Here is a 25,675-nt window from a genome sequence, read left to right as displayed (position 1 = left end):
CTTATCATTTTCAGCACACTAATTCACATAGCAATAAGCATGCCAATACGCACGTTGACAATAATTAATGTCATCTTGCTAAAAGGGTTGCGAATTCGAATGCTAAAACGCCATAAAACACACAGAAAACCTTTATATTTCAACAAAAGGATGCAGTCCAATTCAGTCGCGAATTGGACTGCTAATTAGTAAGCGAATTGAGTTTTTGTACTCGAAAACCGAATCCGTTACTCGAAAGTTATCTTCCGTTTCGGTTTTCAGTTTTGCCAACTGGAATAAAGTAATCCCCATCCTAAATTCAGATGGGGATTGCCTACTAATAGTATTCGTTGTGGAACCATATCTAGGTGGTGCCTGGCGACTATTGAAAACCTCCGTATCTTTTTCCAAATCGGCTATACATAATTATTTATTCTCAAGTTCCTTTAGCTCGTTTATCAACTGGTCAGTACGCTTCGCATTGCCTTCCGCGAAATTTTCGAGCCGATTCTTTAGCTCAGGATCCTCATGGATATTGTCGGCTGTGATTAAATAGGTCCGCATCAGGTCCTCTTCCACTTCAAGCGTATGTTTAAGGACTTCCTCCAGCTTTTTCTTATCATCATTCATAACTTGCGCCTCCTTTGCCAGTATCGTTCTCTATACTATTCCCATTCTCTGACTGGCAAAAACAGCAAAAGAGCGCCAATTAAATCGGCGCTCCCTTGTACTGTTCAAGCTGTTTTTGTAAAAAATTAAAAATAAAAAAAGACCAGTGCTATGCCTGATCTCTTGCACAGGCCTCAACTATTACTCGTATCCAAAGTTTATTTCGAATCTTTCCATTCTCCCTGCGAACCAGCTGTTCCAGTCGACTCATCTATCTGCACTTTTGAATATATTCCCTGAGCGTTAAGCAGTTCAATAACCGTCTCGAGTTCCTTCTTCTCTGTAATCACCACATAATCTGGTGGAGCCAGCTTATTTTTAAAATTGAAACTGACCTTAAATCCATTGTTTACCCGGGAGTCAAGGCCATATAAAGCATGCCAACGGACAATCTTCTCCACTGAGTATTCCTTTATATCCGAAGAAGGAATGAATTTGCTCTCAAGAATGATTCCATTGGGTACAATATAAAAATTTCCGGGGTGCTTGACTGCGTTTAGAATCAAATAGAACAAATAGGCAGAACTGAACAGAGACGAAGACAGCCAATCAATATACATCACAAGAACAAGTAAGGTTGCCATAAGAATGAGCACTGCACCTGTTCCCCATTTAACAATTCGATACGATTTTGTTTGTTTGGATAGCCTCGATGTGATTTTCCATTCCCCCGGAATAAGGACACTTGAAAATTGCCCTTCTGCCACAGGGAATAACGAATTTTCAGCAAGGTCAATTGCCTTCTTAAGGTTAATAAAATTTCGTATCAGACAATAAATACCGATTATAGAAATGAGTGCGAAAAGTATAGACACAAGATACCTCCGTTTGTCCTCTCAGTGCTTTCCCAGCTTTCCCCTTGGTACGATGTCATCTTATAAGCGGTGTTGATTTCGCGGGTCGTATCAGCTGAGCTTACCTAATGTTATTGCTTATTCAATTATAGCATGGGTTACCTGTATGAAGAGGTGCAATACCTCCAAAAGCAGGTAATGAATGAATCTTCTTCCTCCATACAACCTCGCCTTATTTCAATTTAGATTTCATCCTTATGTGAAAATATTTTATAAAAATCAGGGAAGAATAATTTTCACCTGTAAATCATCCTTATTCATAAAAATAGCCTTGGGAGGCGGTCTTTCCTCTATGCCTAAATTCAAAGTTAAACTATGGACAAATCAATATGTAATCATTATTTTATTGTCTTCAGTCATGTTCGCTTCTTTTTATATGATTACAGCGGGTTTCCCAATTTTCGTATCAACTATAAGTAATAATCCTGCGATTGCTGGAACCATGACGACGACTTTAATGTTGGCATCATTAGTTACGCGCTTCTTTGCAAGTGTGATCATCCAAAAAGTGAATATGAAATTGCTTCTCATTATTTCGCTTGTTTATTTTATAGGAACGATTGGCCTTACTTTTGTAAATGACTCGATTGGATTTTTAATTTTCATTCGAGCACTGCAAGGTATCGGATTTAGTATGCTTACGATTTTGGTCTTTACAATATCAAGCAATATTGTTCCTCGATCGCGGTTAGGAGAGGGCATTGTTTTTTTCGCAATGTCTACAAGTGTTGGGACAACAATGGGGCCACTCATCGCGATTTCTTATCTTGCAAATTTTTCGTTCCGTTCCATGATGGTATTGACTCTCGGGCTTATGGCTTTTTCGCTAGTGTGCAGTTTTTTCACAAAAAACAATACGATTAAAAAGGAAGAGGAAAAGCCACAGGAGACAAAGAAAGAACCTTTCTATAAGTACATGTACGATAAGCGTGTCCTTCTTCCATGTATCTTGGTGGCACTCAATTATATGGCAATCGCAGGAACTGTCAACTTTATAGGAGCGTTTGGAAAAGAGATCAATGTCGGGGGAAAGATATCACAGTTTTTTATCGCACAAGCAATTGCAATGGTTTTAGTTCGGTTAGTCTCTGGCAAGATATTCGATAGATGGGGCCATAGGGTCCTTATTATTCCGGCCGGTATCGCAGGTGCTGCAGGTTTGGCCTTATTGGGTTTTTCTACTGGTATGGGGATGGTTTGGGTTTCAGGAATACTATTCGGAATCGCTTATGGAATCGTCCATCCAACGATCCAGGCTTGGGCATTAACGCTTGTTCCAGCTGACAAAAAAGCAACCGCCAATTCCATGCTTCTTATTTTTATTGATTTTGGTTTGGCCATTGGATCAGTAGGCCTCGGGTTCTTAGCTAAAAATGTCGGGTATGGCAGGACGTTTAGTTATTCTGCAGCTTTTATGGTTGTAATCCTGTTATTGTATCTCTTTGGAAGCAGGAAAAAAGTACCCTCTGAAGCAAAAAGGGAAAAACGGCCTGAACGAATCAAATTAGCAATGGATAAACCATAAATCCAACGGGGCTGTACCATTGCCATAATGGCTTTGGTACAGCCCTTTTGCATTCGTTGAAAAAGGCCTCACTAAAACCCTTTTTCTACTTTCAATATAATTTCCACGAGTATGTTGGACTAGGTCATACTAATATTTCCCTTGGAAAAGCAGGTATATTATCTCATTTTTGTGCATGTTAACTAAATTTCATGCTTATTTTATGCTTGATTTAATTTATATGTTTATCTTGAACAAATCCTTTTTTCATTTTCTATCCAAAAAACACGATGACAAGTCTTGGATTTTTAAATATTATTACAGTTAATACATTGTAAACCCTTTCACAAAAGGGCAACAAAGGGGGAGACATCATGGGTAAAAATGAAACGTTTCAGAAAAAAGGATTTCAGCTGCCGCATATTTATGTCATTTTGTTTTTATTTAGTGCAATTGCGGCAGTGGCAACTTACTTTGTTCCTGCGGGTACATTTGAGAGGATTCCGGGACCAGAGGGAAGAACGACTATTGATCCAAATTCCTACACACAAGTCGAATCAACACCAGTAGGACTGATCGATTTTTTAACTGTTATACCAAGGGGTTTAATTGATGCTGGGGAAGTTGTTTTCTTTACGTTTATTATTGGTGGAATGTTCATGGTTCTTAGGCGTACAGGAATTATTGAAATTGCTGTTGATAACTTATCGAGAAAATTCGCCAATAAAAGTGTTTTACTCATCCCAATTTTAATCACTGTATTTGCGGTTGTAGCAACGCTAATCGGTACACCAGAATTATCTTTAGTCTATATTCCGGTCATATTGCCGCTTATGATTGCATTAGGGTATGATTCGATGGTGGCGGCAGCTATTGCATTATTCGGTACTGTTTTAGGATTTACTGCTGGTGTCCTAAATCCAATCAATACAGGTTTGGCCCAAAAAATATCCGGGTTGCCAGTGTTTTCCGGGATGGGATTCCGGCTTATTCTTTTTGTTGTATCTGTAGCAATGGGAGTATTTTTTCTTATGCGATACGCAAATAAAGTGAAAAAAGACCCAAAGAACAGTTTAGTTTATGAAGATGACCGGGAAAAGCGGGCAATGTATCAAAAGGTTGGCAACGTAGAAAAAATCAAAGCGACTCCAAGGCAGAAATACGCTGCGTTAGCTACACTTGTTTTCTTTGGAATTTTAGTATACGGAGTTATCGGACATGGCTGGTTTATGGTAGAGATGTCTGGATTATTCGTTATCATGGGGATTGTGGTTGGTTTAATTGCTGGACTTACGACAACACAAATTTGTGAAGGATTTAACCAAGGGTTCCGTGATGTGTTAGTTGGCGCGATTATCGTTGGGGTCGCCAGGGCAGTAGCCGTGGTTCTGGAAGATGGACAAATTATGGATACCATTGTTCATTCCCTAGGTTCATTTGTTGGAGATTTACCACCTGTATTAAGTGCTGTTGGAATGTATGTTGTTCAGTTAACGATCAACTTCATTATCCCTTCTGGCAGTGGACAAGCACTTGTAACAATGCCAATCATGGCGCCATTAGCTGATATAGTTGGTGTTACAAGACAAACTGCTGTACTTGCTTTCCAACTAGGTGACGGATTCGCCCATATTCTCTATCCTACTTCAGGATACTTTATGGCAGCATTGGTCATTGCCGGAGTTCCATATCAAAAGTGGTTTAAGTTCTATATTCCTCTATTTGGACAATATGTTGTTTTATCTATTATTTTGCTGGTCATTGCCCAATCCATCCAATGGACAGGCTGATAAAAGAAGCAAGAGGTGTGCCCTTATCAAACGGCGCACCTCTTCTTTCATTTTTGGGTATTGTACTGGACCCTAACACTTGTTCCGCCAGAGAATAATATTCTTTTGCTAAAAAACAGCCCCACAAGAAGAAAATTTTGATAACCTGTAACGTATTTTCATAATTAGCGTCTGTACTAAAAATACCCGTTTAAGAATTCGGGAGGATTATTATTTGCGTGGGAATATCAGAATTTATCATGAAAGAGGGGTATGCACATGAATGAAAAACTCAAGGGAAAAATTCAAGTTCTACTGATGGTATTGATGGTGGGATCGTTAGTAGGAGCATTTGTGTTATTTTTTGTAGGAGAATACAATTGGGCACTTATTATAGGAGCCATTTTCTTCATTATAACAACCACGATTGCCCGCGACACCAGGATCACAAATACTTTATATGCATCGAGCCATCTTGACGAACCACACAAGTTTTAAAGTTGGCGTTCTCCCCTTCTTTTCAACAATTGAAGAAATGTGGATCTCATAACCATCTTCCTTGTCCTGGTAAAAGAGATCCACAACTGGTTTGTATCCTAGATAATGATTGACATAGGTGTTTGTATCGAACACGACAATTTTCTTATTCAACTTCCTCGTGCCTCCATGATTCTTCACGTTCATCATTTTTATTAGCCAGTTATCTATATAGGACTTTTTTTCTTCAATGGCTTTTTCGTCCCTGTAGCTCTGACCGGCACCAACAACGGTTAATCAACCTTAGCCCTATGGATTACAGCGCTAAAGCCGCTTAGCTTGTTTTTATTTTCTTGCCAGGGGGCAGTTCAGTCATTCTGAGCTTTTTTACGTATGATTATTATAATCTTTACCTTTATTTTATTGTAATTCGAAAATAGATTCTTAAAATGGAAAGAGCCAACCCAATAATGAAAACCATCCCCAATAGGACCATCGCTGCTGGAAACAGGCCGAATGCATCAAGTGTGGTCGAACTGTTATTTTGTAACGTTGGAACAATAAAAAACAGCCAGCCGATCAATATTGTTGGAACCAATTGGGGCACTAAACGAAGGATAAATTTCCAAGCAGGATGTTTTTTTCGTTTAGCCGACCATTTTTTACTCCGCAATATCCCTCTAATTCCTAAAATCAAATAAATCAATGTGATAACGCCAAGTGATAAATCGATAATTGTAGGTACTGGAGCTTTTATTTCAGGTTCTTGTCCCTCAGTCAATTGGATAATACCTGAGCTAATCTCATAAGCGTGTTCTAAAGTAGGGGTAAAGCTATTCAGTAAAACTGCAACGGCATAACCACTACTTGGTATGATGTCTTGTTGAGTTTGATACGTTGTTTCCACTCCGCTATGTGAAATGCGAGTTGGCTTTACATCGGGTGAGCTTAACTCCCAACCAAGTCCATATTTTTTGCTTCCAAGTTGTGGCGAATAAGATTCTTCCAATAACTTTTTTGATAATAATTGCTCCCCTGTTTCAGTCTTTCCCTCGTTCGTTTGCATGGAAAGCCATTTCCCCATATCGGATGCCGTTGATATGATACTCCCGGCTCCCGTATTCATCGCTTCAAGCTCTGTCCAAGGCATTGCAGTTCCATATGCTGTTACATGGCCTTTAGGCAGTCCTTTTACAAAATCCCCAGTATTAACAGTCGTGAGTGAGTCATTCATTCCTAGTGGAGAGAATACTTTTTGTTTAAGATATTGAGAAAATTCCATTCCGCTTACTTTCTCCACCAAAAACGCTAAAATCCAGTAATTCGCATTGCTATAATAATATTTCTCTCCTGGGTTTGATTGAAGCTTCCAATCATTCACTCGTTCTACCCCCGCTTTTAAGGTGCTGGCTGGCGGAACAATAGTCGGATTTGGAATTCCCGATGTGTGGCTCAAAACTTGTCGTATTGTAACGTCTTTCCATCTTGGGTCGTTAAGTTTTACCTCTGGCAAATAGTTAATGACTGGGGCATCCAGTTGGATTTTCCCTTCATCTACAAGTTGTAAAACAGCAAATGCAGTAAATGATTTGGATGCCGAACCGATTCTCATTAACGACTTTTCTGTTATAGGGTTCCCTTTAGAATCATGGCCATATCCTTTCTCATAGACTAATTCACCGTCTTTAACAACGACAATAGATGCACCGGGCAGCCCATTTCGATCTATATACGCAGTGACAAATTCATCAATATCTTCCGTATTAAACGATTCAGCGGCTTGGACACTTACAGAAAAGGGATGATGAAAAATAGTCGTTAACAGGATTATGAACAGAAAAATATAGCTAAATTTCTTCGTAATCATCAATAAACCTCCATAAATGCAAAAAACTAAGCGGAATGACCAGGCTTAGCTTTTTGCATGAAAGATGCAACGAAAGTGATCTGGGTCTTACAAATTGCGTTACCCATTCAATAAGAGCGTAAGGCCACCCTATTTAAGGTAATCCTTTGCGACCTGACCTACTTCCGATTCCCTTTTAAATTGATCCCAATTGCCGCGCCGTTACGACTCGAATCCGCGACTCCTTTAAAGATTCCTTTTTCATGGTCAATGAAAATGCTTTGAACATTGCCAATTGTGGTTGGCTCAGGCCCGAATTTATGCCCCATTTCGTTGAGCTTAGCAATGGTGTCATTGCTGATTCCCTCTTCAAAACGGTATGAATTGATGTTATTTGTGTATATTCTTGGCTGTTCTACAGCCTCTTTGAGCTCCATGTCATATTCGATAGCATGGAGAATCGTCTGCAGGACGGAAGTGATAATGGTTGGCCCTCCTGGTGAACCAACGGTCAATACTGGCTTGCCATTTTCAAACACAATTGTCGGGGTCATGCTGCTCAATGGCCGTTTGTTTGGTTGGACTTCATTCGCCCCGCCAGGAACGGCATCAAAATCGGTCAGTTCATTGTTCAGCATAATTCCGTAGCCAGGAACCATGATGCCTGTCCCGAAAAGCTGCTCAATTGTCGTTGTGTACGAAACAACATTTCCCCATCTGTCAGCTACAGTAAAGTGGGTAGTCTCGCCATATTTCCGATCATTTGGCTGGCTTGTTTGAGAGTAATTTGCTGAGCCAGTTTCATATTTCCATGGATTGCCGGCTGTTACATTCTTATTTACGCTGTTGAGACTGATAAGCGCTTGGCGTTCCTTGATATAGTCAGGATGTAGCAACCCGTTGATCGGCATGTTGACAAATTCAGGGTCGCCGGCATATGCCGCACGGTCCGCATAGGCAAGATGCATCGTTTCCGCCAGCAAATGATACTTTTCAACAGAATTTATATCGTATTGAGATAAATCAAATCCATCAAGGATTTTCAGCATTTGCAAAAGAAATACCCCGCCGGAGCTTGGAGGAGGCATGCTGGCAATTTGGTAGCCCTGGTAGTCTCCCCATATCGGTTTGTCGATTGTGACATCGTACTTCTGCAAGTCACTGACCTGCATGGAACCGCCGAAGTCCTGGACAACGTCCGCAATGGCTTTCGCTATGTCCTCTTTATAAAAAGCATCGCTCCCTTTTGCACGGATTAGCTTAAAAGTTTTAGCCAAATCTTTTTGAACGAGGATATCACCTTCCTGAAGTGGTTTGCCGCCCGGAAGGAAGACATCTTTGGCAGCCGTACGAGACAGCATTTCCTGATTGTCGGCAATCGCTCCGGCAAGAACGGAATCAATCGGGAACCCCTTGTCAGCTAGCTTGACGGCTGGCCCAATCAATTGCTCCATGTTTCTCGTTCCCCACATGTCAAGAGCAGTCTCAAGCCCCTTTAATGTTCCGGGAACCCCAACTGCTGTTCCGCCAGTCGATCGTGTTGCAAAAGGAATCGGATTGCCGTTTGCATCGAGGAACATATCAGGAGTCGCGCCAGCAGGGGCACGTTCCCGGCTGTTTACGATGGTCGTTTCCTTCGTTTTGCCATCATACACCATCATGAATCCGCCGCCGCCAATCCCTGACATCATTGGTTCAACGACATTCAGCGCGAACTGGATAGCTACAGCCGCATCAATGGCATTGCCCCCTTTTTCGAGAACTTCTGCTCCGATTTCAGAAGCAAGGGGGTGGGCCGTTGACACCATTCCATCCTTGCCAATGTCCACCTGACTGAAGTCGCCATAACTGAGTTTTGTATTTTTTGCCTCCCCAGTGATCGGTAATGTCCCAACCAATAACAGAACACAGAGCAAAGAAAACAAACCAACTCGCCATATTTTCTTCAAGCTAACCCCTCCTTGAAATCATTTCATTTCCATGGTAGGGAAAAGCTTAGAAAATTAGCAAGTCATTTGACGAAATCTTTTAAATTTTGAATATTTAGTACTAGCTTTTTTTCGGAAATAGGGAAATAGACTTGCGGAAGTTTCGTGATGTCCTGTCCTACGCGAAAGACAATAATTCCCGTAGCTTACGGTACTGCTGGGGGCCCTCCATTTGTGTTTGCTTTGGTACTCCTTTTGATGAAAAAGCAAAAATGTTATTTAGTTACCTGTTAGACCAACTAGCCAAACGGCCTGAACAAAAGTCCAGGCCTTCCTTAATAATCTTTTGTCCGACCAGAATCAAGCCCGTAAAAGTACCCATTAGACTTGGCCTCCAATCACTGTTTCCAACGTTTCCATATGGAGCTTGATTTTTGTAAAATAAGCCTCTGAAACAAAGCCGACCGCGCCGCGAATAATTTCTTCTTTATACCACTCAGGCGGAGCCATTTCCTCCTGTTTATCCGTGACAACAAAGGTCAGGGCCTCGACCTCCTTGCCATTCAAGCCAACCGTTACAAACGTGGGCCGGTAAGCAAACGGAGCACCTTCACGCCGATACAGGTATTCCCTTAAAGCCCGGATTGGAATGTTGTACACTTTGCCTTCGACCACTCCTCCTTCTTCAACAATATCCGCCCTCCCCCTGCCATCAACTGAAGACTTCCTCGAAAACCGGACCGTATAATTTTCCAAAACACCCTTCCCGAGCATTTCCTGAAAGTAATGGCCGACCCCATCCTTCCTAAACCTCCTGTCATCCATACAGCTGCCGTAGGCAAAATATAAGACTGAACCAGTTTTTCTCGCGATTAGCCTGTATTCCTTCCAATCGCCGTTCGGAATCCTTTTCACAAGCAAATCTGGACCGCCCGCATAATACAGATAGGCAGTAACTGCCCCTTTGTCTGTATAAACCAGTTGCTCGACCCGTTCATATAGGTTGTTTGTTCCACCTTCAACGTATCCTTCAAGCCGATCGAGACGGAAAAGCTCCTCGGCAGTTACCTCATACAGTTCACCAAACACTTTTGCCTGAGGATCCAGCCCCAGCGCTGGGTACCCGTATCCTGTGTCAAAAAGGGCGCCGTTCGTCCAGCACTGCTCCGCAATACGCACGGCGTTCTTTAACAAATGGTGATTCGACTCACCTTTCCGCAATGTCCCATAAACAAAAACTTTCACCATACCAATCAACTCCTTTTGTTTTGATAAGTTGAGTATATATAGAAAAGGTTGGGATTCGCCCAACCTTTCTTCGTCGTTCATTTGTGAAAAATATTCAGCGGTACCGGGCAAACCCATCGGTACCCGAGCCCATGTTTATTGATAATGATGCTTTGATATTCAGTAGGCATACTCGCTTTTACCTTCGTCCTGATTTTTGATATGTATGATTTAATCGTGCCAAGTGCGGGCCGCTCTCCTTCCTCCCATAAACTCATAATTTCTTCGGTATTCACATGCCGATTTCTACGGTCATAAAGAAATTCAAGGATCCTGGCTTCTTTTCTTTCCAGTGGCACTGTACTATTTAGCCCAGTGAACATAGGAGTGAAATCCCGAAAATCGAGGATTGCCTCTTTGTCAATTAGGCCATCTAGTAATTCATCGACTTCTTCATTTGACAAGACCGTTTTTTTGCCAGACGGATCCTTCACGATTCGCCCATCCGGGTACGTATCTGAAAATAAAACAATGGCTTCATCCAGTTCGCTCGTGAAGTTTCGATCTTCGTCAAGCGCCTTCGCCTTGTCTAAATTTGAAATCGCTTGATCATGTTCGTCCAGCCAAAAGTAAGCCTTCGAAAGCGTTATATAAGAACGCAACTTGCGAACATCCGACATCGGCTGGCTTAGAGCTTTTAAAAAATATTCAACACTTTTTCGATAATCCCTTAGTTCGAAGTAAACATGCCCCAATCGATACATCGCATCTGATTGGGCAGGAAACAGTTCCAGTACCTCTTCAAACAACCGTCTCGCATGTTCCATGTTCACATGCTTTAATTTTTCATCCGTCCCGCATTGGACCAGCAGCTTTGCATAATCGGCCTTAAGCTCCACATTATCCGGATCCTGCCGCAACTTTTTTTGATAGAGTTTCAACCCCTTAGAAAGTCAGGCCGTTTCATTCATCAATCCCTCGCGACCCTTCCAAGTCCTGATTTCATTCATGGCCCACAAATCCCCCGCTAATTTAGGTGAATATCAGTCTTAAATCCTTCAATATTAATAACCAGAACTAAAACATTGCTGCTGGATTATTGGCGATGTCAAACCGATTTATCCGCTATTGTCCGTTTATAATATCCCAAGTGGTAATAATACCTAGTAAAGATTCAGTGCTCTTCCCATTATGGGTAATCAATAACGCGTCTATTTTTGAACCATTCGCAAAAAAGTCTTTGAAGATTTCCTCAGCCTCAATAACCGTTGTATTTCGACTGATAAAATGAAAGTTGTCTTTGTTTTCTTCGCAATCTAGGATCGACTCCAAGGACGTTTCCATTAAGGAAAATACATCTTCTTCAACATGTTTAGCCAACCAATTTGTGATGCCATTTTCGGAAATTAATCCCACAAAATTGTCTCTATTATAAATAGGAAACTGGGAAAAAGCCTTTTCACGAATCATTTTCAACATATCTGTCAGTGAGTTATTTGTTTGAAAAATAATAACCTCGCTGCCAAACGCAGGGAGCACTAACTTAGGATTAATTAACTCATTTTGTATCCTTTCGATTTTCAGCACAGTAGAATCATGCGGTTCCGCAATAACAAAATTGGGATCCGTTCTTTCATGCACAATAGCGTTACGCAAATCCGCAAATTCGAGCAAATCATATTGATACCTTCTAATAATCGGATCACCTGGCACCGCCTTCTCGATCGCTTTTTTAAACGGAACATACTCAGACGTTTCCCTTTTCCTACTAATATGCTTTTCAATCAAATTAAAAGCTGATAGAAACCGTTCAGAATTTTTCATTTTGCGCCCCCTTTCATATATCCATAATCTTTCCCGCGGGTAATTTGGAATGACTTCTTCCGCTAATCGGTAATCACCGGTTTCTTCATCCGCGGGCTCTTCCCCAAATATTTAATGATGGTTTGTATAATATGATTTACTGATAAGTTCATCCAGTGAAAATTCGCTTGTAAAATCTGGCGGTACTCATTCTCTCCTCTAAAAACCACCAAAAAGTTTCTGCCAAAAACTCCTTTTAGGTTTATCAATTTCTGGTTGAATGGGTTCGGGAATAACTTGAGCCTTCTCCTCTAGTGTCTGTTGAACAGTCTCTTCATTAAAGATGCTAATAAGTTCATCCACAGATACTTCTTTTAAACTACAACGTTTTTTACTAGTTTGATTTAATGCATAATAACCGTTTGAATCCAGTTTCACATTGAATTTCCAGTGGGTCCCACTTACTTCTGTAACAACCATACTCTCTGTTGAAACTGTTTGTTCGAGGAAGATATCCAGGTCTGTATATAGAAATTTGTCAAATAGCCTAATAAGTAAATGTCCTTTTTTCGTTTGTTCACGATACCGCTTAATGTTCACTTCTCTAACATCAAACCAGTGGTGAGAATTTTGAATAGAAGGTGATAATACAAAATGATTTTCTTTTGTAAAAGCTGTTGTGTTTGACACTTGTTGGAGTCCAAGTATGTATGTAAGAACATCTTTATTGGTTTTTATTGAAGCAGAAACATTTCCAGCCATTTCAGCCACCTCTTTTACAAACTTTCTACAGCAAATGAGTTAATTTGTACCTCCCACGCTCTACTCTTTCCAACACTCGAAAATGTGGAGGAACTAATGAGGAGGGGTTGCCACCCTTGTCTTCAGGAACCATGTCCGCGAGGCTTGTACTTGAACTTTTCCATCGATTCGGATAGTTTCGATTCACCCACTCGTCCACTTCACTAATCGTTGCTTCTCCGCCCAAAGCCTGTAAGGCCTCGATAATTGCTTCACAATGAGTCATCAGCATGTCCTCCCTTATCTCATGTTTTAATCTTCTCCTATTAATTCGCTTAACTTCTGTTTCAGCCTTCCTTCCTCGCCGCTCCCCGTTGTCTTCATCCTAATAATCGGTATCCCATACTTCTCAAGAATCCGGTCCTTCAGCTCGTCACGCTTCAATTGCACTGGGTTATTGGCGTGGAAGGCATGTCCATCTACCTCAACAACCAATACCGGCATCTTATCCAGCATGTTGAATATCACGAAATCGGTATGGGTTAAGATATTCATAGCGTATTGTTTTTCCTCATCATTGAGTAGAACTGGGTCTTTAATTAGCATTCTTAAAGGCTGGTGGAGGACATGGTCTAAACTCTGAAAATCTTGTTCACTTAGAACCTTCTCTATGACTGCATTCATAAGGTTTTCTGATTTATGTAAGGAAACTGCTTTGCCTCTCTTAACTACGTCAAGCAACTTTTCCGAATAGCTAGTATAAAGAAGATCAAAAACTGAGTAAATTTGGCTTTCTATCACTTCAAAGTTATGGTATTTGATATACCTTACTAAATCGCCGATATTTGTGCCTTTCCAGTTTTCTGCCCCTTCGGCAGTGACAACGATTAATTGATTCACTGCGCGTGAAACCGCAACATTGATGAGATTAGGATCATCGGCAAAATCATTTACCTGAATTTCATTTGCTACAGTAGAAAGGATGATTATATTTCTTTCCCGTCCCTGGTATTTATGCACTGTGTCAGCCTCAATACTTCGGTCTCCAATGGTTTGCTGGAGCTCATTTGCCTGCTGGCGGAATGGAGAGATTATCCCAACCGTTGCCTTTTCTTCATCAATCTGTTGATCTTGAAAAATCTCATTGAAGATCATATCTCTCTGACGCTGGTTCTGCCTGCTCCTTGCATGATTGCCTTTTGCAGTCTTATAAAGAACAAGCGGTTTTGATTTTCGCTTCTCTTCATCAGTCAGAATAATAAGTTCATTATTATAAAATTTCTTGTTGCAGAACTCGATGATTTTCGGGTGGCAGCGATAATGTTCTTTTAAAAGTGTTTTGGGAATTTCTTTATATAGACCCATAATTGAAGTGAGCAAACTATGCTCAGCGTAATTGTATGCTGGGTTCAACCCTGAATTCTGAAAGATCTTGTTGGCTAGTTCTTTTTCTTGGGCCGGGATAACATTAGGCAGCTGTTTCGTATCACCGACAATTACAACATTTTTTGCACACGACAGTGCCAAGGCTCCTGTGACTAGATCGACCTGTGATGCCTCATCCATTAAAACGTAATCAAAGAGGTAATTTTTTGCTGCACAGTTTCGCAATGAGTGCGTCGTGCTTAAAATAACCGGGTATTCTTCTATAAACTTTTCAAACTCTTTCTCTTTCCAGAGTGCATCGTCACTAAATGTCCTTCTCACACTTTTCGTGTATCTCTTAGCCAAATTCGCTTTAAATAATTTCATGGAATTCTGCGAGTATTGGTTCATTGCCCTTTCAAATTTGTAAGCATTTAGCTTTCCAGACAACTCGTCAATATTCGCTTGGAGTTCCCTGCTTTTAACCTCATAATAATCTTGTTGCAAAGATGTGATAACAGCATCCACAGGAAATTTATAAAACTTCAAATTGAAAATCCTATAAGAGAACATATTGTACAGCTTTCTTTTGAGAGATATGCTTTCCTCTTCAGCAGAAAGCTTATAATCCAAAATGAATTTCAATATCTTATCAGCCTTAAGCCGATGCACCCACTTCATATCTATTGGGGTAAAATTGGATTGACTTATGTACTGCTTAAAATATTCATATTCCGTTTCCAATTGGGATAGCTCCTGCTTTACATCTGCCAGTTCATTTTGATAGCTTAACATTTCATTTAGTTTCTGCTGAGAGTTACGAAGGGTCTCCGCTAATACTTTCATTACTTCATCATTAAGTTTCCAAACGGACATGTCTGGGTAGGATTGAGGTTGTTTTGAAAAAAAATCAACCCGGTTTTCTTTATTTCCCAGGTAAGCAGCTAAAAAGCCAACTTCATACCTTTTCATTTTTTCAAGAACATTAGCTGTCGCAGAATTATTATTGGATACCACTGCAACTGTCTTCCCATTCAGTACCGCGTTGGAAATGATATTTAAAATTGTTTGAGTTTTTCCAGTCCCCGGCGGACCCTCAATAACACTCGCCTGCTCGGCGAGTGCTCGTTCTGTCGCGGCTTTCTGGCTCATATTGAACCCAAAAGGAAAGATTACTTGTCCTATCCTCGTTCCTTTTCTGAACGGAACTCCTTCTAAGTAGGAGGCTAAAACACTACGTGGACTGATCGCAGTTAAGCTTCCATATTGCCTGCTTAAAAAACTTTGTTCTTTCTCATCTTTCACACTTATAAATGAAGCCAATCTTTTAAAATACTCAAAACAGTTAAGAACCGGTTTCCTGGTAAGAGAAGTTTCTTCAATAATAAGACTCGCCCTTCTGTACACCTTCTGGTAGCCCGACCCAAAAATTAGCCTTACATAATCACCAAAAATCAGTATCTTAACAACCCCAGATATCGGAAGGTTATTTTCATAAACCACACAGGTTTTAGCGTCTTTTATTAAAGGATCATCATGTTTTTCTATGTTCAAATAATTGTACGAGTATGGTTTAGTGGAATTAAAGAATTTAATTTGCCACTTTTGATGTTCATACCTCATCCATTCAATATCTTCAGTTTTATCTTCACCTTTAACAAGAATAAGGAATTTTTCTATATTCAAACCAAAATAACACCTCTTCATTAGTCCGCATGTTTTAAAAGAGCAACATCTAAATTATACCATTTCTATCTTGGAAGGCGGAGGAACAAACTGCGGCTAAGGGATAGATTGACTCTTTCCGCTATTTAACAATACAAATACTTAAAAAACCACCTTGGCAGGTGGTTTCCTAGGTTATAATTTTTTCTCTTTTTTCTTCTTCATAAACTCTTTCTGCAACAAATTGTTTTAATAATGTCTGGTAAGGAATCTGTTTGATATCTGCAATTTTTTGTAGCCTTTGCAATAAATCATTTTCGATTCTAAGATTAATCGGGTTTTGTCGACTGTTTCCTTGGAGGAGGAAGGTCTTCATCATCTTCTTCAAAATATGTCTCTGCCATAAGTTCTTCGCTCATCGCATGTGTTTCCCAATAATGAATTGTTTCTTCTTCATTCACATTTTCTGGAACTTCATTTAAGTCATGGATTATTATCCTGCCTAATTCGTCGTATTCCTTCTCTACAAATGAATTCAATTTTAAATTTTCTTGAACCATTTTGTTTTTCTTTCCTTTTGCCCCATTTCCAACATTATCCATCTTGTTACCTCCTTCTTCTATTGTATTATTTTCTTTCGCTTTCTGTAGCATCCCATCCTGTGAAGGGTCGGAACTTATTCTCTCTTTTTGTGTAAATTATAGCTAAAATTCGGCCTTCTTCGGTCATGCCTACAATTTTTCTGTTCCTACTATGAGCTATTATTGAAAAAAATGTATGAAAAAAGGTCAGCTGGCTATAAAAGGATGGGGTATCTGACTGACAAAGAGAGTGTTGGGAAAGTAGAACAGATGGGGTTGTTTTAAAATGCTTAGGGAGTGGCCAGTGCAATATTAGCATTTAGCCTTTCCCTAACTGTTCGGTTGCATTCGGAGACCGAGGAACCGGTTTTTACCTTCCTTAAATGCTCACAAGAAAGAGGATAAAATGAAGCATTACCAATACCAGATAAACGCCCCTTTCCACTCCAACCCAAAGAAAAGACTTACACCAAGTTACCGCCCCTTACTCTTTCTAGCGGCGTCATAACACAAAGTAGGATTTCCGAACTGAATGGTAAAGACGCCATCCTTGAAAGTTACCATATAGCTCTCATCCTGATTGATGTCCTCCGCTAAGAAAGCATTTCTGTATTCTTCAATTTCTTCTTCAGTCAGTTCCCTGCTTAATTCTTCGAACACGTTTGGGACCACTTTTTTTGTGAGGCGCAGCATTCCATGCCCTCCAAATTCTGACTCTATAACAGGTACCCAATTATCACCCTGTTTTATTAAGTGTTGATCGTACCTGTATCCGCAATAACTACAGATGAAATATTCATCCCCGCTTTTATAATAGACATCCTTTAAAGCAGGTTTTCCACATACGGGACAATCTACTTCTTCCAAAAAAGAAGCCAAATAGGTCCATCTCCTTTGTAATAGAATAAGGACTTGCCAAAATAGATAGGAATTTAGATTAAAAGAAGAACAGGAAAAGAAAAGGATGTGGAGTCAAAAGATGTGGGATAATTTAGGAGTGGAAAAGGGGCTAGCTTTATTCTATCCCAGTGTAAATTATTGTCAAATATAATAGCGAAAAAGGACGAAAAATATTTGGTTAGTGATTGGAGACTTCTTCAATAATTAGAATTCGTCAAATCTCTATGATTCCCCAAGTAAAATAAAAGAACAGGCCTGCCCCGAAGTAGCATGGGCAGGCCGTCCAATTATTTAAACGTAACATTTACCGCATAACCAATATTCTTAAAAAAATCCTTTAACACTTTTTCTGCATTTTTTTCTGCTTCTTCAAGTAAACCTTCAGAAATGACATTTTGAGTAATTTTCTCTTGTGCCTCAGCGGCCATTTCAAACCCCTCATTCATTTTAACATCACCTCGGAAAAGTCCATTCTTGTCCAAGGCTTGTATTTTATCCATCTGTAATGCTGGTTCCTGGATGAGCTCTGCACGAGGAAGGGAAATATTTATTTCTTTTGTTTCTTCATTAATAACCATGTCCTCAGAAGTAACCTTTTTCAAATCAACCCCTGCAATAACCGTCGCGGGTACAACTAATAAAACTTCTCGATTTGTTCCTGGTAGATTAATATTCAAGAAATTCCGATTATCCTTTACGTGTATAACCTCTTTCGTATAAGCTTTAGCGGTTGCAAGTGTAGATAGCTTTTGAATTCTTTCAACAAACGTGACAGACTCTTTCTTGGTGGTACTGCCCGCAAATTGCCAAATTACTGCTGAGGCAATAATTAAAAGAACTAGGATGGGCAAAATAATTTTAAATACACCAGCTTTAAAAAAGAAATTAGAAATTCCTTTTGGCGGAGATACAGATCTTAAGTTATGATCTACCGCAATAGTTGCAGCACTTTGCTGTTGTGCTTCCTTTAATTCCATTAATAGTCTTTCTAGCTGTGCTATTTTTTCGTCTTTTTCTTCTATATTTTCTCTATTTATACTCAATATTCTCACCTTCCATTTGGATTTCAATCAATCAAAAATACCTTGAAAGTCTTCCCAAATTGCATTTTCCCATTTCAACAAAATTTCAATTGCCATGATAAATATATCATAAGATATTACAAATTAATGTAGAAAAGTTAAAAAATTATCTAATAATGTAGGATTTTCCAACAAACCAGTACTTGCTGGGTTTTCTGATTGATATATAAATAAAGAGAGAAGTGCTCGTAACACTTCTCCCTGCAACGCCTAATATCAGTGTGGTGATATCAAAGGTTATTGATTTAAGAACCACCCTTTTGCTTACGACAGAGCAGAGCGGTTTTCCTTCCGATAAAAATAAGCAGTTTCTTTCCGCAAATTTTTAGACTGTTGCCATTTGTTACATCTCAAACTCCCATTCTTCCTTCAAATGGAGGTAGAGGGCGAGAAGGTTATTTTCGAGTTCTGCCTCTATTTGGGTGTGCCACTCTACTCCTGCTTTTGTAAGTAGTATGGCAGCAACTTGCTTTGTTAGTTCGGTTTTTTCATTTTTGGGGAGCTGGAGGAAGCGGGCGGCGTATGTGTTGATGAGTTTCCAGTCCTTGGCACTGAAGGATTTGATTGTCCAGTCGTCAAGTGCCAGCGTTTCCTTGCTGATGCCCCTGTTCTTCATTTCCGTTTCCAGCGGCGAACTCTTTTTTCCCTTTTTCACCTTTCGCTCATGAATGACAATAGTTCCGGCGACGAGGTCACCGAGCCTTTTGTGCTGTTTATGGAAAAAAATCATGACAATGCCGATGAAATAAAAACCGGGCAGCATGTCAATGATGCGAATTAGATTACGGATTAGGCTCGACAGAAGCGTGATGCTGTGCCCGTTTTCCTGCATGACACGGATGCCTAGAAGCTTTTTCCCAAGCGTCCCGCCGCCGGAGAAAAACTCATACACAAAAAAATATCCCCAATTGACCACAAACAGCCCGATAATAAGAAATCCCAGTACATACGATTCGGCATAACGGATCAGCCAGACCTCAAAGCCAGCCCCAAGGGAAAGTAAAACAATCAGTACAACAGCAATATTGAATGCCATCAACAGCACCTGGTCGATCAGGAACGCTGCCGCCCTGCTGCCAAGTCCTGCGGTTTGGAATTGCAAAGAAACGTATTCCGGTGTTTTGATATCGATTTTTTCCTGCTGCATGCTACTCCTCCGGCTCTTACAGTTTTCTATTAATCTTTCTATTCTCGGCAAAAAAATCTATAATGTAGATAAATGCCAATGAAATCCAGTACAAGCAGGTGCCTATATGGACGTAAAACAGCTGATCAAAAAACATCGTGAAGAATGGAAACAGCTTGAACAGCTCATTACAGAGCTTAGCGGGCGCAAAAAGGGAATCACCGGAGAAAAAATCGACTCTTTTCACCGGCTTTACCAGAAGGCCTCCCAAAACCTATCCTATTGCCAGACGCATTTTCCGACTGATGACGTCACCGGATACTTGAATGGCCTCGTTTCAAAGGCTCATAATCTCCTGTATAAAGACCAAATCTCAAGCGGCAAGCAAATCCGCCATTTTTTCAGCACAAAATTCATTGGGCTGCTGCTTGAACAATGGCGGTTCGTCTTCATCGCGTTCGTGCTGTTTACCGTTGGGGCGGCCGGCAGCTTTGTTGCGGTCGTGAACGACCCGCTTCATATATATACACTTCTTCCCGATAACATCTCGCATGCGGTCGACCCGGACCGGCTCGGGGAAGGTCATGAGACAATAGATTCGGCCGTCATGTCCACGGAAATCATGACGAACAATATCCAGGTCGCGTTTCTCGCCTTTGCCGGCGGCATTACCTTTGGGCTTTTGACTGTGTATTTGCTCGTTTACAACGGGGTAATCGTCGGCGCCCTTGCCGCCCTTTTCTGGCACTCAGGGAAAACGTATGATTTCTGGGCATATATTGTACCTCACGGCATGATCGAATTGACTGCCATCTTCATCGCTGGCGGATCAGGCCTTTTGATGGGCTACAAGCTGTTTGTACCCGGCAATCTGTCGCGCGGGTACCAGCTGAAAAGGCAGGCAAAACGATCCGTCCAGCTGCTGCTCGGCACGATTCCCTTGTTCGTCATCGCCGGGATCATTGAAGGCTATATCACACCTGCAAGTATTTCGCTCGAAGCAAAGTACGCGGTGGCCATTTTAACCGTCTTTGCACTTTTGCTTTATACCATTGTCGGAGGACTGAGATTTTTTAGAGCAACTCCTAAAGAGCATTTTGGTTCATGATGTCGATATAATGCGAAATCGCCGTGACGGCGAGATGTTCCTCTTTGGCCTCCACCATTTGGAGGCCCTGCTTTTCCCATTTGTTTTTGCCTCTTTGTTTAAGCTGCTCCTGTTGCTGGGCGATACTTTTGATCATCGCCGTTTTCACCTCGTCTGGCCTCATTGCGATCCGTTCTTTTAAGGTTCCATCCTCGATTCCAACCATGAAAAACAAATGCCGTTGCCGCAGCCGTTTCAAATAAACGAGAGCGTTTTCTTCATGAAGGAAGGCCCGGACATCGCTGAACAGCAGCAAGAGGCTCCTCTTCTTCTGGACATTCTCGAGATACTGTAGCACTGCTCCGTAATTCGGCTCGACTGGATCGACTTCAAGACCGTAAACCGCCTGAAGAATTGTCTGAAGATGATTCATCCCCTTTGCAGGCGGGACATACACCTTAATGTTTTTTGAAAAAGCAAGGACTGATACATAGTCGCCTTTTTGCAGCACAGCGGCCGCCACCGTCAGCGCTGATTCCAGTACCTGTTCCAGGCGGTTGCCTTTTTTCAATTCGGCTCCCATCATCCTCCCGCAATCGATCAGTAGCGTGATGTACTTCCCATGTTCGGGCTCGTATTCATTCGCCATTACTTCGTGCAGCTTTGCAGTTTGGCGCCAATTGATTTTCCGCGGATCATCGCCGGGCACATAGGAGCGTACCTTGGCAAAATCGCCTTCGCCCATCCTTTTTCGGCGAATAGCAGTACCTTCATGCAACAGGAATTGCTGGGCATTTTCCAGATACCTGCGCGTTTCCGTTAAGTCAGGGATCACCTTCACCTGGTCGGCAAGGTGGGACGTCACCTGTTTTTCCCATAACCCGAGACTGCTGCGGTAACGAAAGAATAAGTTGCCAATCTGATAATCTCCGCGGACAGAAGCGACCGTTTCATATGGGATGATTGTTTCCGATTGTCCATTTGCACTACCTGTGACAGGAAACGGCTGCCTAAAGGTTTGCGGTACTCCGTCGATGAAGCGGAACAAAAATGCGTGCCGCGACTTGTTCGCTACCAGCACCTCAATCCTGGCTGGTATTCCCCTCTCCATTTCGCCTGGGAATACCCTCTGGAAGGACAGCTCCTTCCGCTTCGGTGTAAAAAGCAAATCGGCCAGGCTAAGTGCAAGGAAAAGCACATTCGCACCAAAAATCACCAACCAGGAAACCTTAACTATGACTGCACCCAATAAAAGGGCGGATAGCGACAAAAAAGCTATTAGCAGCCTTTTTGTCGGGACAATACCCCTATCTCGGAACAGGAACCGATCCCACAAGTTCTTCAATGATCTGGTCAACGGCCGCTCCCTCCAATTCCATATGCGGTGCAAGCTGAATCCGATGCCTCAGTGCTGGTTTTGCCACCATTTTCACATCATCGGGCGTCACATACTGCCGGCCCGACAGATAGGCCCAAGCGCGCGCCGCTTTTCCGATGGAAATCGCGGCACGTGTGCTCGCCCCATAGCGGATATAGTCGGACTCCCTCGTTTTCCTGACTATTTGCATCATATAATCGAGCACTTTGTCCTCGACTGTAATCGACGCGATTTCATTTCGAATAAAGATAAACGTTTCAAGATCAAGGACCGTCCGTATGTCTTCGACAGCAAAAACATCGTGCAGGTCGTTTTTCAGAACCTGTTTTTCCTCTTCAAAGGATGGAAAGCCAATGGTCAGCTTAAACAGGAACCTGTCCTGCTGCGCCTCTGGAAGTGGGTACGTTCCTTCGAATTCAATCGGGTTTTGAGTGGCGACAACGAAAAACACATCCGGCAGACGGTAGGTGTCGCCCTGGATCGTCACCTGCTTCTCCTCCATCGCTTCAAGCAAAGCAGCCTGTGTTTTGGCGGGTGTGCGGTTGATTTCATCCGCCAGGAGAATATTCGTAAAAATAGGCCCCTTCAGTGTCTGGAAGCTGCCTTCCTTCATATTGTAAATCATGCTTCCGGTAATATCGCTCGGGAGCAGATCTGGCGTAAACTGAATGCGGCCGAAATCCCCGCCGAGCAGGCCGGCAAGAGTCCGCACTATTTTTGTTTTCCCGGTGCCCGGTACTCCTTCGAGCAGCACATGGCCTCCTGTCAGGACCGCACACAATAGCAGGCGCAGATTCGTACCCTGTCCAAGAATCCTTTCCTCGTAGGAATCCAATAATGCTTGCAGCTGTTTATTCAACCTTTCTCCACCTCTATCCTCAAGTCGTCGAGAATCCTCGACCAAAGCAGGTACTCTTGTTTGTTCAGGCCGTCTTTCACCAAAACGGCGGACAGCCCCTGTAAAAACTCTTTTATTTCCTCTGCCGATTTTACAGTCCATTTTCTTTCCAAATAATCTGCCGCATCAATCCATGGCATTGAATATGGAATTCGCCACTTTTCCTGAAGCTTCTGCTTCGTATAATCGGCCTGAATCTTGATGCTGTCCCCGTAACGCCTACCGCGGATATACCATGCGGCGAGCGCCCGGATGCCTTCGTCACTAAAACGTACGTACTCCTCACGCGGTGCGTAAACCGGACCAAACCGTTTCCCTTTTAGCCAAAGGAAAATGGCGGCGGCAATCGTTCCTTGAAGGACGAGGAGCAGAAACCATTTCGGATAAACGTGTACTCCTGACAATGCACTTCGCTCACCATGCACATACTCATCAAACAAAACGGCAGAAGGGTCAGCATCGTTCAGTATTTTCAAAAAGACTGCTAGGTTGTCCTCCTTCAGCACTTCACTATTTGTGATAAGGTCTGGCGCTACAAGAACATATAATTTCCCTTTTCCAACTTCCCTTTGGGTGGCAACAGCACCCTCCTTGTCGTTGAGGAGAATCTTATCCTTTTTTGATGGAATCAGCCTGTTAGGCAGGTTTACATTCACTTTGTATGTATTCTTTTCTTCGTCTTCCAGCAGGTACGGTTTTTCCACCGGTTTGACGGCTGCGGTTTTCAAGGCGAAAAAACCGTCCGGTATGTGTGACAGAAGCAGGATTGAATTCCCCGCCTCCATGAATTCCTCATACTGCTCCATTTCTGCGGTTTTCGAGATATTCAGCGGCTCTACCATGATCAGAAGCTGGCCTTGGGCCGATTTAGGCAGTACCTTTGGCGGGTGCACCCATTCCTGCGCACTTTTCTTATCTTGCAGGAATGTATAAATCGCCTTCACACCGGTTGGTGCCGGTGATGAGGCGATGTATTTTGGATAGTTTCTTGCTTCAGGCTGATATCCAATAATAAGAATGGCTATAAAAACCGTAATCAGTCCAACAAAGGGAAGCCATGAACGCAGGAGTGAGCCACGTTTACCCATCATCGCTCCACCCTCCCTTCCTCCAGCCATGCAGCAATTTTACTGCGGAAGGAGAGAAAATCATTGTTGCTGATTTGCCTTTCACCGTATGTCACTTCATCAAAAACAGAAGCAAGCTCATAGAAACGATCTGCATCAACCCTGCTGGATTTACCTAGTTCAGCGAAGTATTCCCAGTTCGTTTTCCACTGTCTTGCTTCAATGCACTTTTGCTCGTCCAAAAACAATAGCAGGGCGAGGAAAAAATGGCGGACAGCCGCACGGAGCTGGCCCTCAGCTTCAAGCCTGGAAGCCCTCTCCATATGCATCTCATACGTCCAGTCGATTTCCCGGGAAAACTGAAGCGGCTTATATTCCCTATTCAGTATTTTCCTTCGGCTATTCCTGATCAGCAGATAGGCAATCCAAGCTAAAAGGAGAACTGCAATGGCAATAATCGCAATAAGCAGCGGCGCCGCAGCTGACCTAGACCCTTGTTCCAGGGAAGGAAACCAGCTTTCCAAAAGATCAGAAAGCCAAGCCATTGCCTGATTCCACCATTTTTCAATAAACCCGGGCGGTTTGGAATAAACAGTATATTCATCTTGTTTAAGGATTTCTTCAAGTTCTTTCTTTGCCTCAGTAGAATCAATCAAAACCTTCACCCAACTCAAATTCGAAATTTGCCCTTAAGAAGAAAGATGCTCATATTCTGAAAGCAATCCCTTCAGGTCATCCGCCTCGTTTCTCACTTTTAAATCAAGGTAGATGACACAATAGCCTACGGAGAAAAACATCGTTGTCAAAATGGAAAGCAGACTGACGATGATCGACAGTAGTACACTGCTCCCCAAAAAGGCGGTAAAGGCCATCTCGACGGATGATGCGATAATAGTCGTAATCAGGGAAAAGACAATATAGATGCCGAGCAGCTTCCATGTCCGCTTTTTCGTCAGCGTCCAACTGCGGCCGAGCCCTGGCGATTTGCGGTCCAGTACAACTGAGCCAAAGTAAAAGCTGAAGCGCGTCAACAACAGTACCGCGACAAGGAACAGGCCAATCGAACCGATGACGCCCAGGATGATGCCCGTAGCATCATTGAATAACGCGCCAATCATACCCCCTGCGACTATTCCAATAGTCGGGATGATTATAATAGCGATGGCGAGGAGAAAGAACAAAATCGAGCTTCCAAGCATTGCCCAATAGCGTGACAACGCCAATTTGAATACCGAACCAACCGTGTACTCTTCGTTTTTACGAACATGGTTAACCGCGAAAAGAATGGCAGCTTGGGCAATCGGAAATAAAAACAGGCTAAGCAACGCAGTCACGCCGATTCCAACAAGTTCAGCCGTCATAAACGAGGGGTCAACTTCCCCTGTTCCCTCAAAGCTAGCCATCATCTGCTCAAACCAATCTCCCTCGCCACTCTTATCGCGAAACAATGGTTTACCCGCACCCACCTGAATCAGCGCATCAATGAGATAAACCGGTCCCATAATAGCCAAGAGCACGGTCATGAACTTCTTAAAATGATTCTTGCTCAGCGTAAACGTATGATCCAATATTTCCCCAACACTCTTTGGCTTGCTAAACCTATCATCCACTAAAAAATCCTCCCAAAAGTTAAGATTATTCATAATAATCATTTTAACATGGGGACCGTCCCCCCGCTCCCACTTTTACAAAAAATTTGAAATTCCATAGAGGTGCCTTGCACATATTC

At 42.1% G+C, this 25,675-nt stretch carries 24 protein-coding genes; 4 read left to right on the top strand and 20 right to left on the bottom strand.

Features of this window, described 5'->3' with window-relative positions; translation table 11 throughout:
- Positions 1-405: 405 nt before the first annotated feature.
- Together RB160_RS15980 and RB160_RS15975 are read right to left on the bottom strand one after the other, a co-directional pair.
- Positions 406-609 (bottom strand): hypothetical protein, encoded by a 204-nt coding sequence (locus RB160_RS15980; RefSeq protein WP_316571426.1) that lies wholly within the window; start codon positions 607-609, stop codon positions 406-408.
- Positions 610-806: 197 nt separating this feature from the next.
- On the bottom strand, positions 807-1,463 hold the full coding sequence (locus tag RB160_RS15975; RefSeq protein WP_316571425.1) for a hypothetical protein: 657 nt from the start codon (positions 1,461-1,463) through the stop codon (positions 807-809).
- A gap of 331 nt (positions 1,464-1,794) precedes the next feature.
- Here RB160_RS15975 and RB160_RS15970 point away from each other — a divergent pair, with 331 nt between their 5' ends.
- From RB160_RS15970 to RB160_RS15960, 3 genes are all read left to right on the top strand, one after another.
- Complete coding sequence (locus tag RB160_RS15970; RefSeq protein ID WP_316571424.1) at positions 1,795-3,027, top strand: MFS transporter; 1,233 nt, start codon at positions 1,795-1,797, stop codon at positions 3,025-3,027.
- 353 nt (positions 3,028-3,380) lie between these two features.
- Positions 3,381-4,796, top strand: coding sequence for a YfcC family protein (locus RB160_RS15965; RefSeq protein WP_316571423.1), 1,416 nt, complete (start codon positions 3,381-3,383; stop codon positions 4,794-4,796).
- 258 nt (positions 4,797-5,054) lie between these two features.
- On the top strand, positions 5,055-5,273 hold the full coding sequence (locus RB160_RS15960) for a hypothetical protein (RefSeq protein ID WP_316571422.1): 219 nt from the start codon (positions 5,055-5,057) through the stop codon (positions 5,271-5,273).
- 394 nt (positions 5,274-5,667) lie between these two features.
- Here RB160_RS15960 and RB160_RS15955 read toward each other — a convergent pair whose 3' ends face one another.
- The 13 genes from RB160_RS15955 to RB160_RS15900 all read right to left on the bottom strand — a co-directional run bounded on the left by RB160_RS15955 (position 5,668) and on the right by RB160_RS15900 (position 19,537).
- Positions 5,668-7,119 (bottom strand): serine hydrolase domain-containing protein, encoded by a 1,452-nt coding sequence (locus tag RB160_RS15955; protein ID WP_316571421.1) that lies wholly within the window; start codon positions 7,117-7,119, stop codon positions 5,668-5,670.
- 158 nt (positions 7,120-7,277) lie between these two features.
- Positions 7,278-9,047 (bottom strand): gamma-glutamyltransferase, encoded by a 1,770-nt coding sequence (gene ggt / locus RB160_RS15950; RefSeq protein ID WP_316571420.1) that lies wholly within the window; start codon positions 9,045-9,047, stop codon positions 7,278-7,280.
- A gap of 360 nt (positions 9,048-9,407) precedes the next feature.
- Positions 9,408-10,274 (bottom strand): gamma-glutamylcyclotransferase family protein, encoded by an 867-nt coding sequence (locus RB160_RS15945; RefSeq protein ID WP_316571419.1) that lies wholly within the window; start codon positions 10,272-10,274, stop codon positions 9,408-9,410.
- A gap of 77 nt (positions 10,275-10,351) precedes the next feature.
- Positions 10,352-11,194, bottom strand: coding sequence for a winged helix-turn-helix domain-containing protein (locus RB160_RS15940; RefSeq protein WP_316571418.1), 843 nt, complete (start codon positions 11,192-11,194; stop codon positions 10,352-10,354).
- Between the two features lie 184 nt (positions 11,195-11,378).
- Complete coding sequence (locus tag RB160_RS15935) at positions 11,379-12,077, bottom strand: CBS domain-containing protein (RefSeq protein ID WP_316571417.1); 699 nt, start codon at positions 12,075-12,077, stop codon at positions 11,379-11,381.
- Between the two features lie 198 nt (positions 12,078-12,275).
- Complete coding sequence (locus RB160_RS15930; RefSeq protein WP_316571416.1) at positions 12,276-12,818, bottom strand: hypothetical protein; 543 nt, start codon at positions 12,816-12,818, stop codon at positions 12,276-12,278.
- Between the two features lie 25 nt (positions 12,819-12,843).
- The gene (locus RB160_RS15925; RefSeq protein WP_316571415.1) at positions 12,844-13,083 is read right to left on the bottom strand and encodes a DUF7669 domain-containing protein; all 240 of its coding nucleotides are present in this window, start codon (positions 13,081-13,083) and stop codon (positions 12,844-12,846) included.
- A 26-nt stretch (positions 13,084-13,109) separates the two neighbouring features.
- Positions 13,110-15,848 (bottom strand): AAA domain-containing protein, encoded by a 2,739-nt coding sequence (locus tag RB160_RS15920; RefSeq protein WP_316571414.1) that lies wholly within the window; start codon positions 15,846-15,848, stop codon positions 13,110-13,112.
- 169 nt (positions 15,849-16,017) lie between these two features.
- Positions 16,018-16,203, bottom strand: coding sequence for a CopG family antitoxin (locus tag RB160_RS24045; protein ID WP_396954732.1), 186 nt, complete (start codon positions 16,201-16,203; stop codon positions 16,018-16,020).
- The gene (locus RB160_RS15915; RefSeq protein ID WP_316571413.1) at positions 16,157-16,429 is read right to left on the bottom strand and encodes a hypothetical protein; all 273 of its coding nucleotides are present in this window, start codon (positions 16,427-16,429) and stop codon (positions 16,157-16,159) included. The genes RB160_RS24045 and RB160_RS15915 overlap by 47 nt, the downstream gene beginning before the upstream one ends.
- A 453-nt stretch (positions 16,430-16,882) precedes the next feature.
- A complete protein-coding gene (locus RB160_RS15910) occupies positions 16,883-17,101 on the bottom strand; it encodes a hypothetical protein (protein WP_316571412.1) in 219 nt (72 codons plus the stop codon).
- Positions 17,102-17,595: 494 nt separating this feature from the next.
- The gene (locus RB160_RS15905) at positions 17,596-18,360 is read right to left on the bottom strand and encodes a DUF4230 domain-containing protein (protein WP_316571411.1); all 765 of its coding nucleotides are present in this window, start codon (positions 18,358-18,360) and stop codon (positions 17,596-17,598) included.
- A 373-nt stretch (positions 18,361-18,733) separates the two neighbouring features.
- Complete coding sequence (locus RB160_RS15900) at positions 18,734-19,537, bottom strand: RDD family protein (protein ID WP_316571410.1); 804 nt, start codon at positions 19,535-19,537, stop codon at positions 18,734-18,736.
- Between the two features lie 106 nt (positions 19,538-19,643).
- On the opposite strand from RB160_RS15900, the gene RB160_RS15895 reads away from it, so the two are divergent.
- Entirely contained in the window at positions 19,644-20,624 is a 981-nt protein-coding gene (locus RB160_RS15895; protein ID WP_316571409.1) for a stage II sporulation protein M, read from the top strand.
- Here RB160_RS15895 and RB160_RS15890 read toward each other — a convergent pair.
- From RB160_RS15890 to RB160_RS15870, 5 genes are read right to left on the bottom strand one after another with little or no spacing between them, the layout of a single operon-like run.
- Positions 20,602-21,960: a DUF58 domain-containing protein gene (locus tag RB160_RS15890; protein ID WP_316571408.1), complete on the bottom strand. Its 1,359-nt coding sequence runs from the start codon at positions 21,958-21,960 to the stop codon at positions 20,602-20,604. The two genes, RB160_RS15895 and RB160_RS15890, sit on opposite strands and share 23 nt — an antisense overlap.
- Positions 21,911-22,840, bottom strand: a complete 930-nt coding sequence (locus RB160_RS15885; RefSeq protein ID WP_316571407.1) for an AAA family ATPase — start codon at positions 22,838-22,840, stop codon at positions 21,911-21,913. Before RB160_RS15885 ends, RB160_RS15890 begins: the two co-directional genes overlap by 50 nt.
- Positions 22,837-23,970 carry a DUF4350 domain-containing protein gene (locus tag RB160_RS15880; protein ID WP_316571406.1) on the bottom strand — a complete coding sequence of 378 codons (1,134 nt, stop codon included), beginning with the start codon at positions 23,968-23,970 and terminating at the stop codon, positions 22,837-22,839. The genes RB160_RS15885 and RB160_RS15880 overlap by 4 nt, the downstream gene beginning before the upstream one ends.
- A complete protein-coding gene (locus RB160_RS15875) occupies positions 23,967-24,602 on the bottom strand; it encodes a DUF4129 domain-containing protein (protein ID WP_316571405.1) in 636 nt (211 codons plus the stop codon). Before RB160_RS15875 ends, RB160_RS15880 begins: the two co-directional genes overlap by 4 nt.
- Before the next feature lie 33 nt (positions 24,603-24,635).
- Positions 24,636-25,556, bottom strand: coding sequence for a DUF7847 domain-containing protein (locus tag RB160_RS15870; protein WP_316571404.1), 921 nt, complete (start codon positions 25,554-25,556; stop codon positions 24,636-24,638).
- Positions 25,557-25,675: the final 119 nt, after the last annotated feature.

It is taken from the genome of Neobacillus sp. YIM B06451, assembly GCF_032667185.1.
GTDB lineage: Bacteria > Bacillota > Bacilli > Bacillales > Cytobacillaceae > Bacillus_D.
This window is presented reverse-complemented; position numbering and strand designations above follow the sequence as displayed.

Bases quoted from the DNA above. Each gene is read 5' to 3' on its own strand.
- RB160_RS15980 (WP_316571426.1), bottom strand. From the start codon at position 609: ATGAATGATGATAAGAAAAAGCTGGAGGAAGTCCTTAAACATACGCTT.
- RB160_RS15970 (WP_316571424.1), top strand. From the start codon at position 1,795: ATGCCTAAATTCAAAGTTAAACTATGGACAAATCAATATGTAATCATT.
- RB160_RS15965 (WP_316571423.1), top strand. From the start codon at position 3,381: ATGGGTAAAAATGAAACGTTTCAGAAAAAAGGATTTCAGCTGCCGCAT.
- RB160_RS15960 (WP_316571422.1), top strand. From the start codon at position 5,055: ATGAATGAAAAACTCAAGGGAAAAATTCAAGTTCTACTGATGGTATTG.
- RB160_RS15955 (WP_316571421.1), bottom strand. From the start codon at position 7,119: ATGATTACGAAGAAATTTAGCTATATTTTTCTGTTCATAATCCTGTTA.
- RB160_RS15945 (WP_316571419.1), bottom strand. From the start codon at position 10,274: ATGGTGAAAGTTTTTGTTTATGGGACATTGCGGAAAGGTGAGTCGAAT.
- RB160_RS15935 (WP_316571417.1), bottom strand. From the start codon at position 12,077: ATGAAAAATTCTGAACGGTTTCTATCAGCTTTTAATTTGATTGAAAAG.
- RB160_RS15930 (WP_316571416.1), bottom strand. From the start codon at position 12,818: ATGGCTGGAAATGTTTCTGCTTCAATAAAAACCAATAAAGATGTTCTT.
- RB160_RS15925 (WP_316571415.1), bottom strand. From the start codon at position 13,083: ATGACTCATTGTGAAGCAATTATCGAGGCCTTACAGGCTTTGGGCGGA.
- RB160_RS24045 (WP_396954732.1), bottom strand. From the start codon at position 16,203: ATGAAGACCTTCCTCCTCCAAGGAAACAGTCGACAAAACCCGATTAAT.
- RB160_RS15915 (WP_316571413.1), bottom strand. From the start codon at position 16,429: ATGGATAATGTTGGAAATGGGGCAAAAGGAAAGAAAAACAAAATGGTT.
- RB160_RS15910 (WP_316571412.1), bottom strand. From the start codon at position 17,101: ATGCTGCGCCTCACAAAAAAAGTGGTCCCAAACGTGTTCGAAGAATTA.
- RB160_RS15900 (WP_316571410.1), bottom strand. From the start codon at position 19,537: ATGCAGCAGGAAAAAATCGATATCAAAACACCGGAATACGTTTCTTTG.
- RB160_RS15895 (WP_316571409.1), top strand. From the start codon at position 19,644: ATGGACGTAAAACAGCTGATCAAAAAACATCGTGAAGAATGGAAACAG.
- RB160_RS15880 (WP_316571406.1), bottom strand. From the start codon at position 23,970: ATGATGGGTAAACGTGGCTCACTCCTGCGTTCATGGCTTCCCTTTGTT.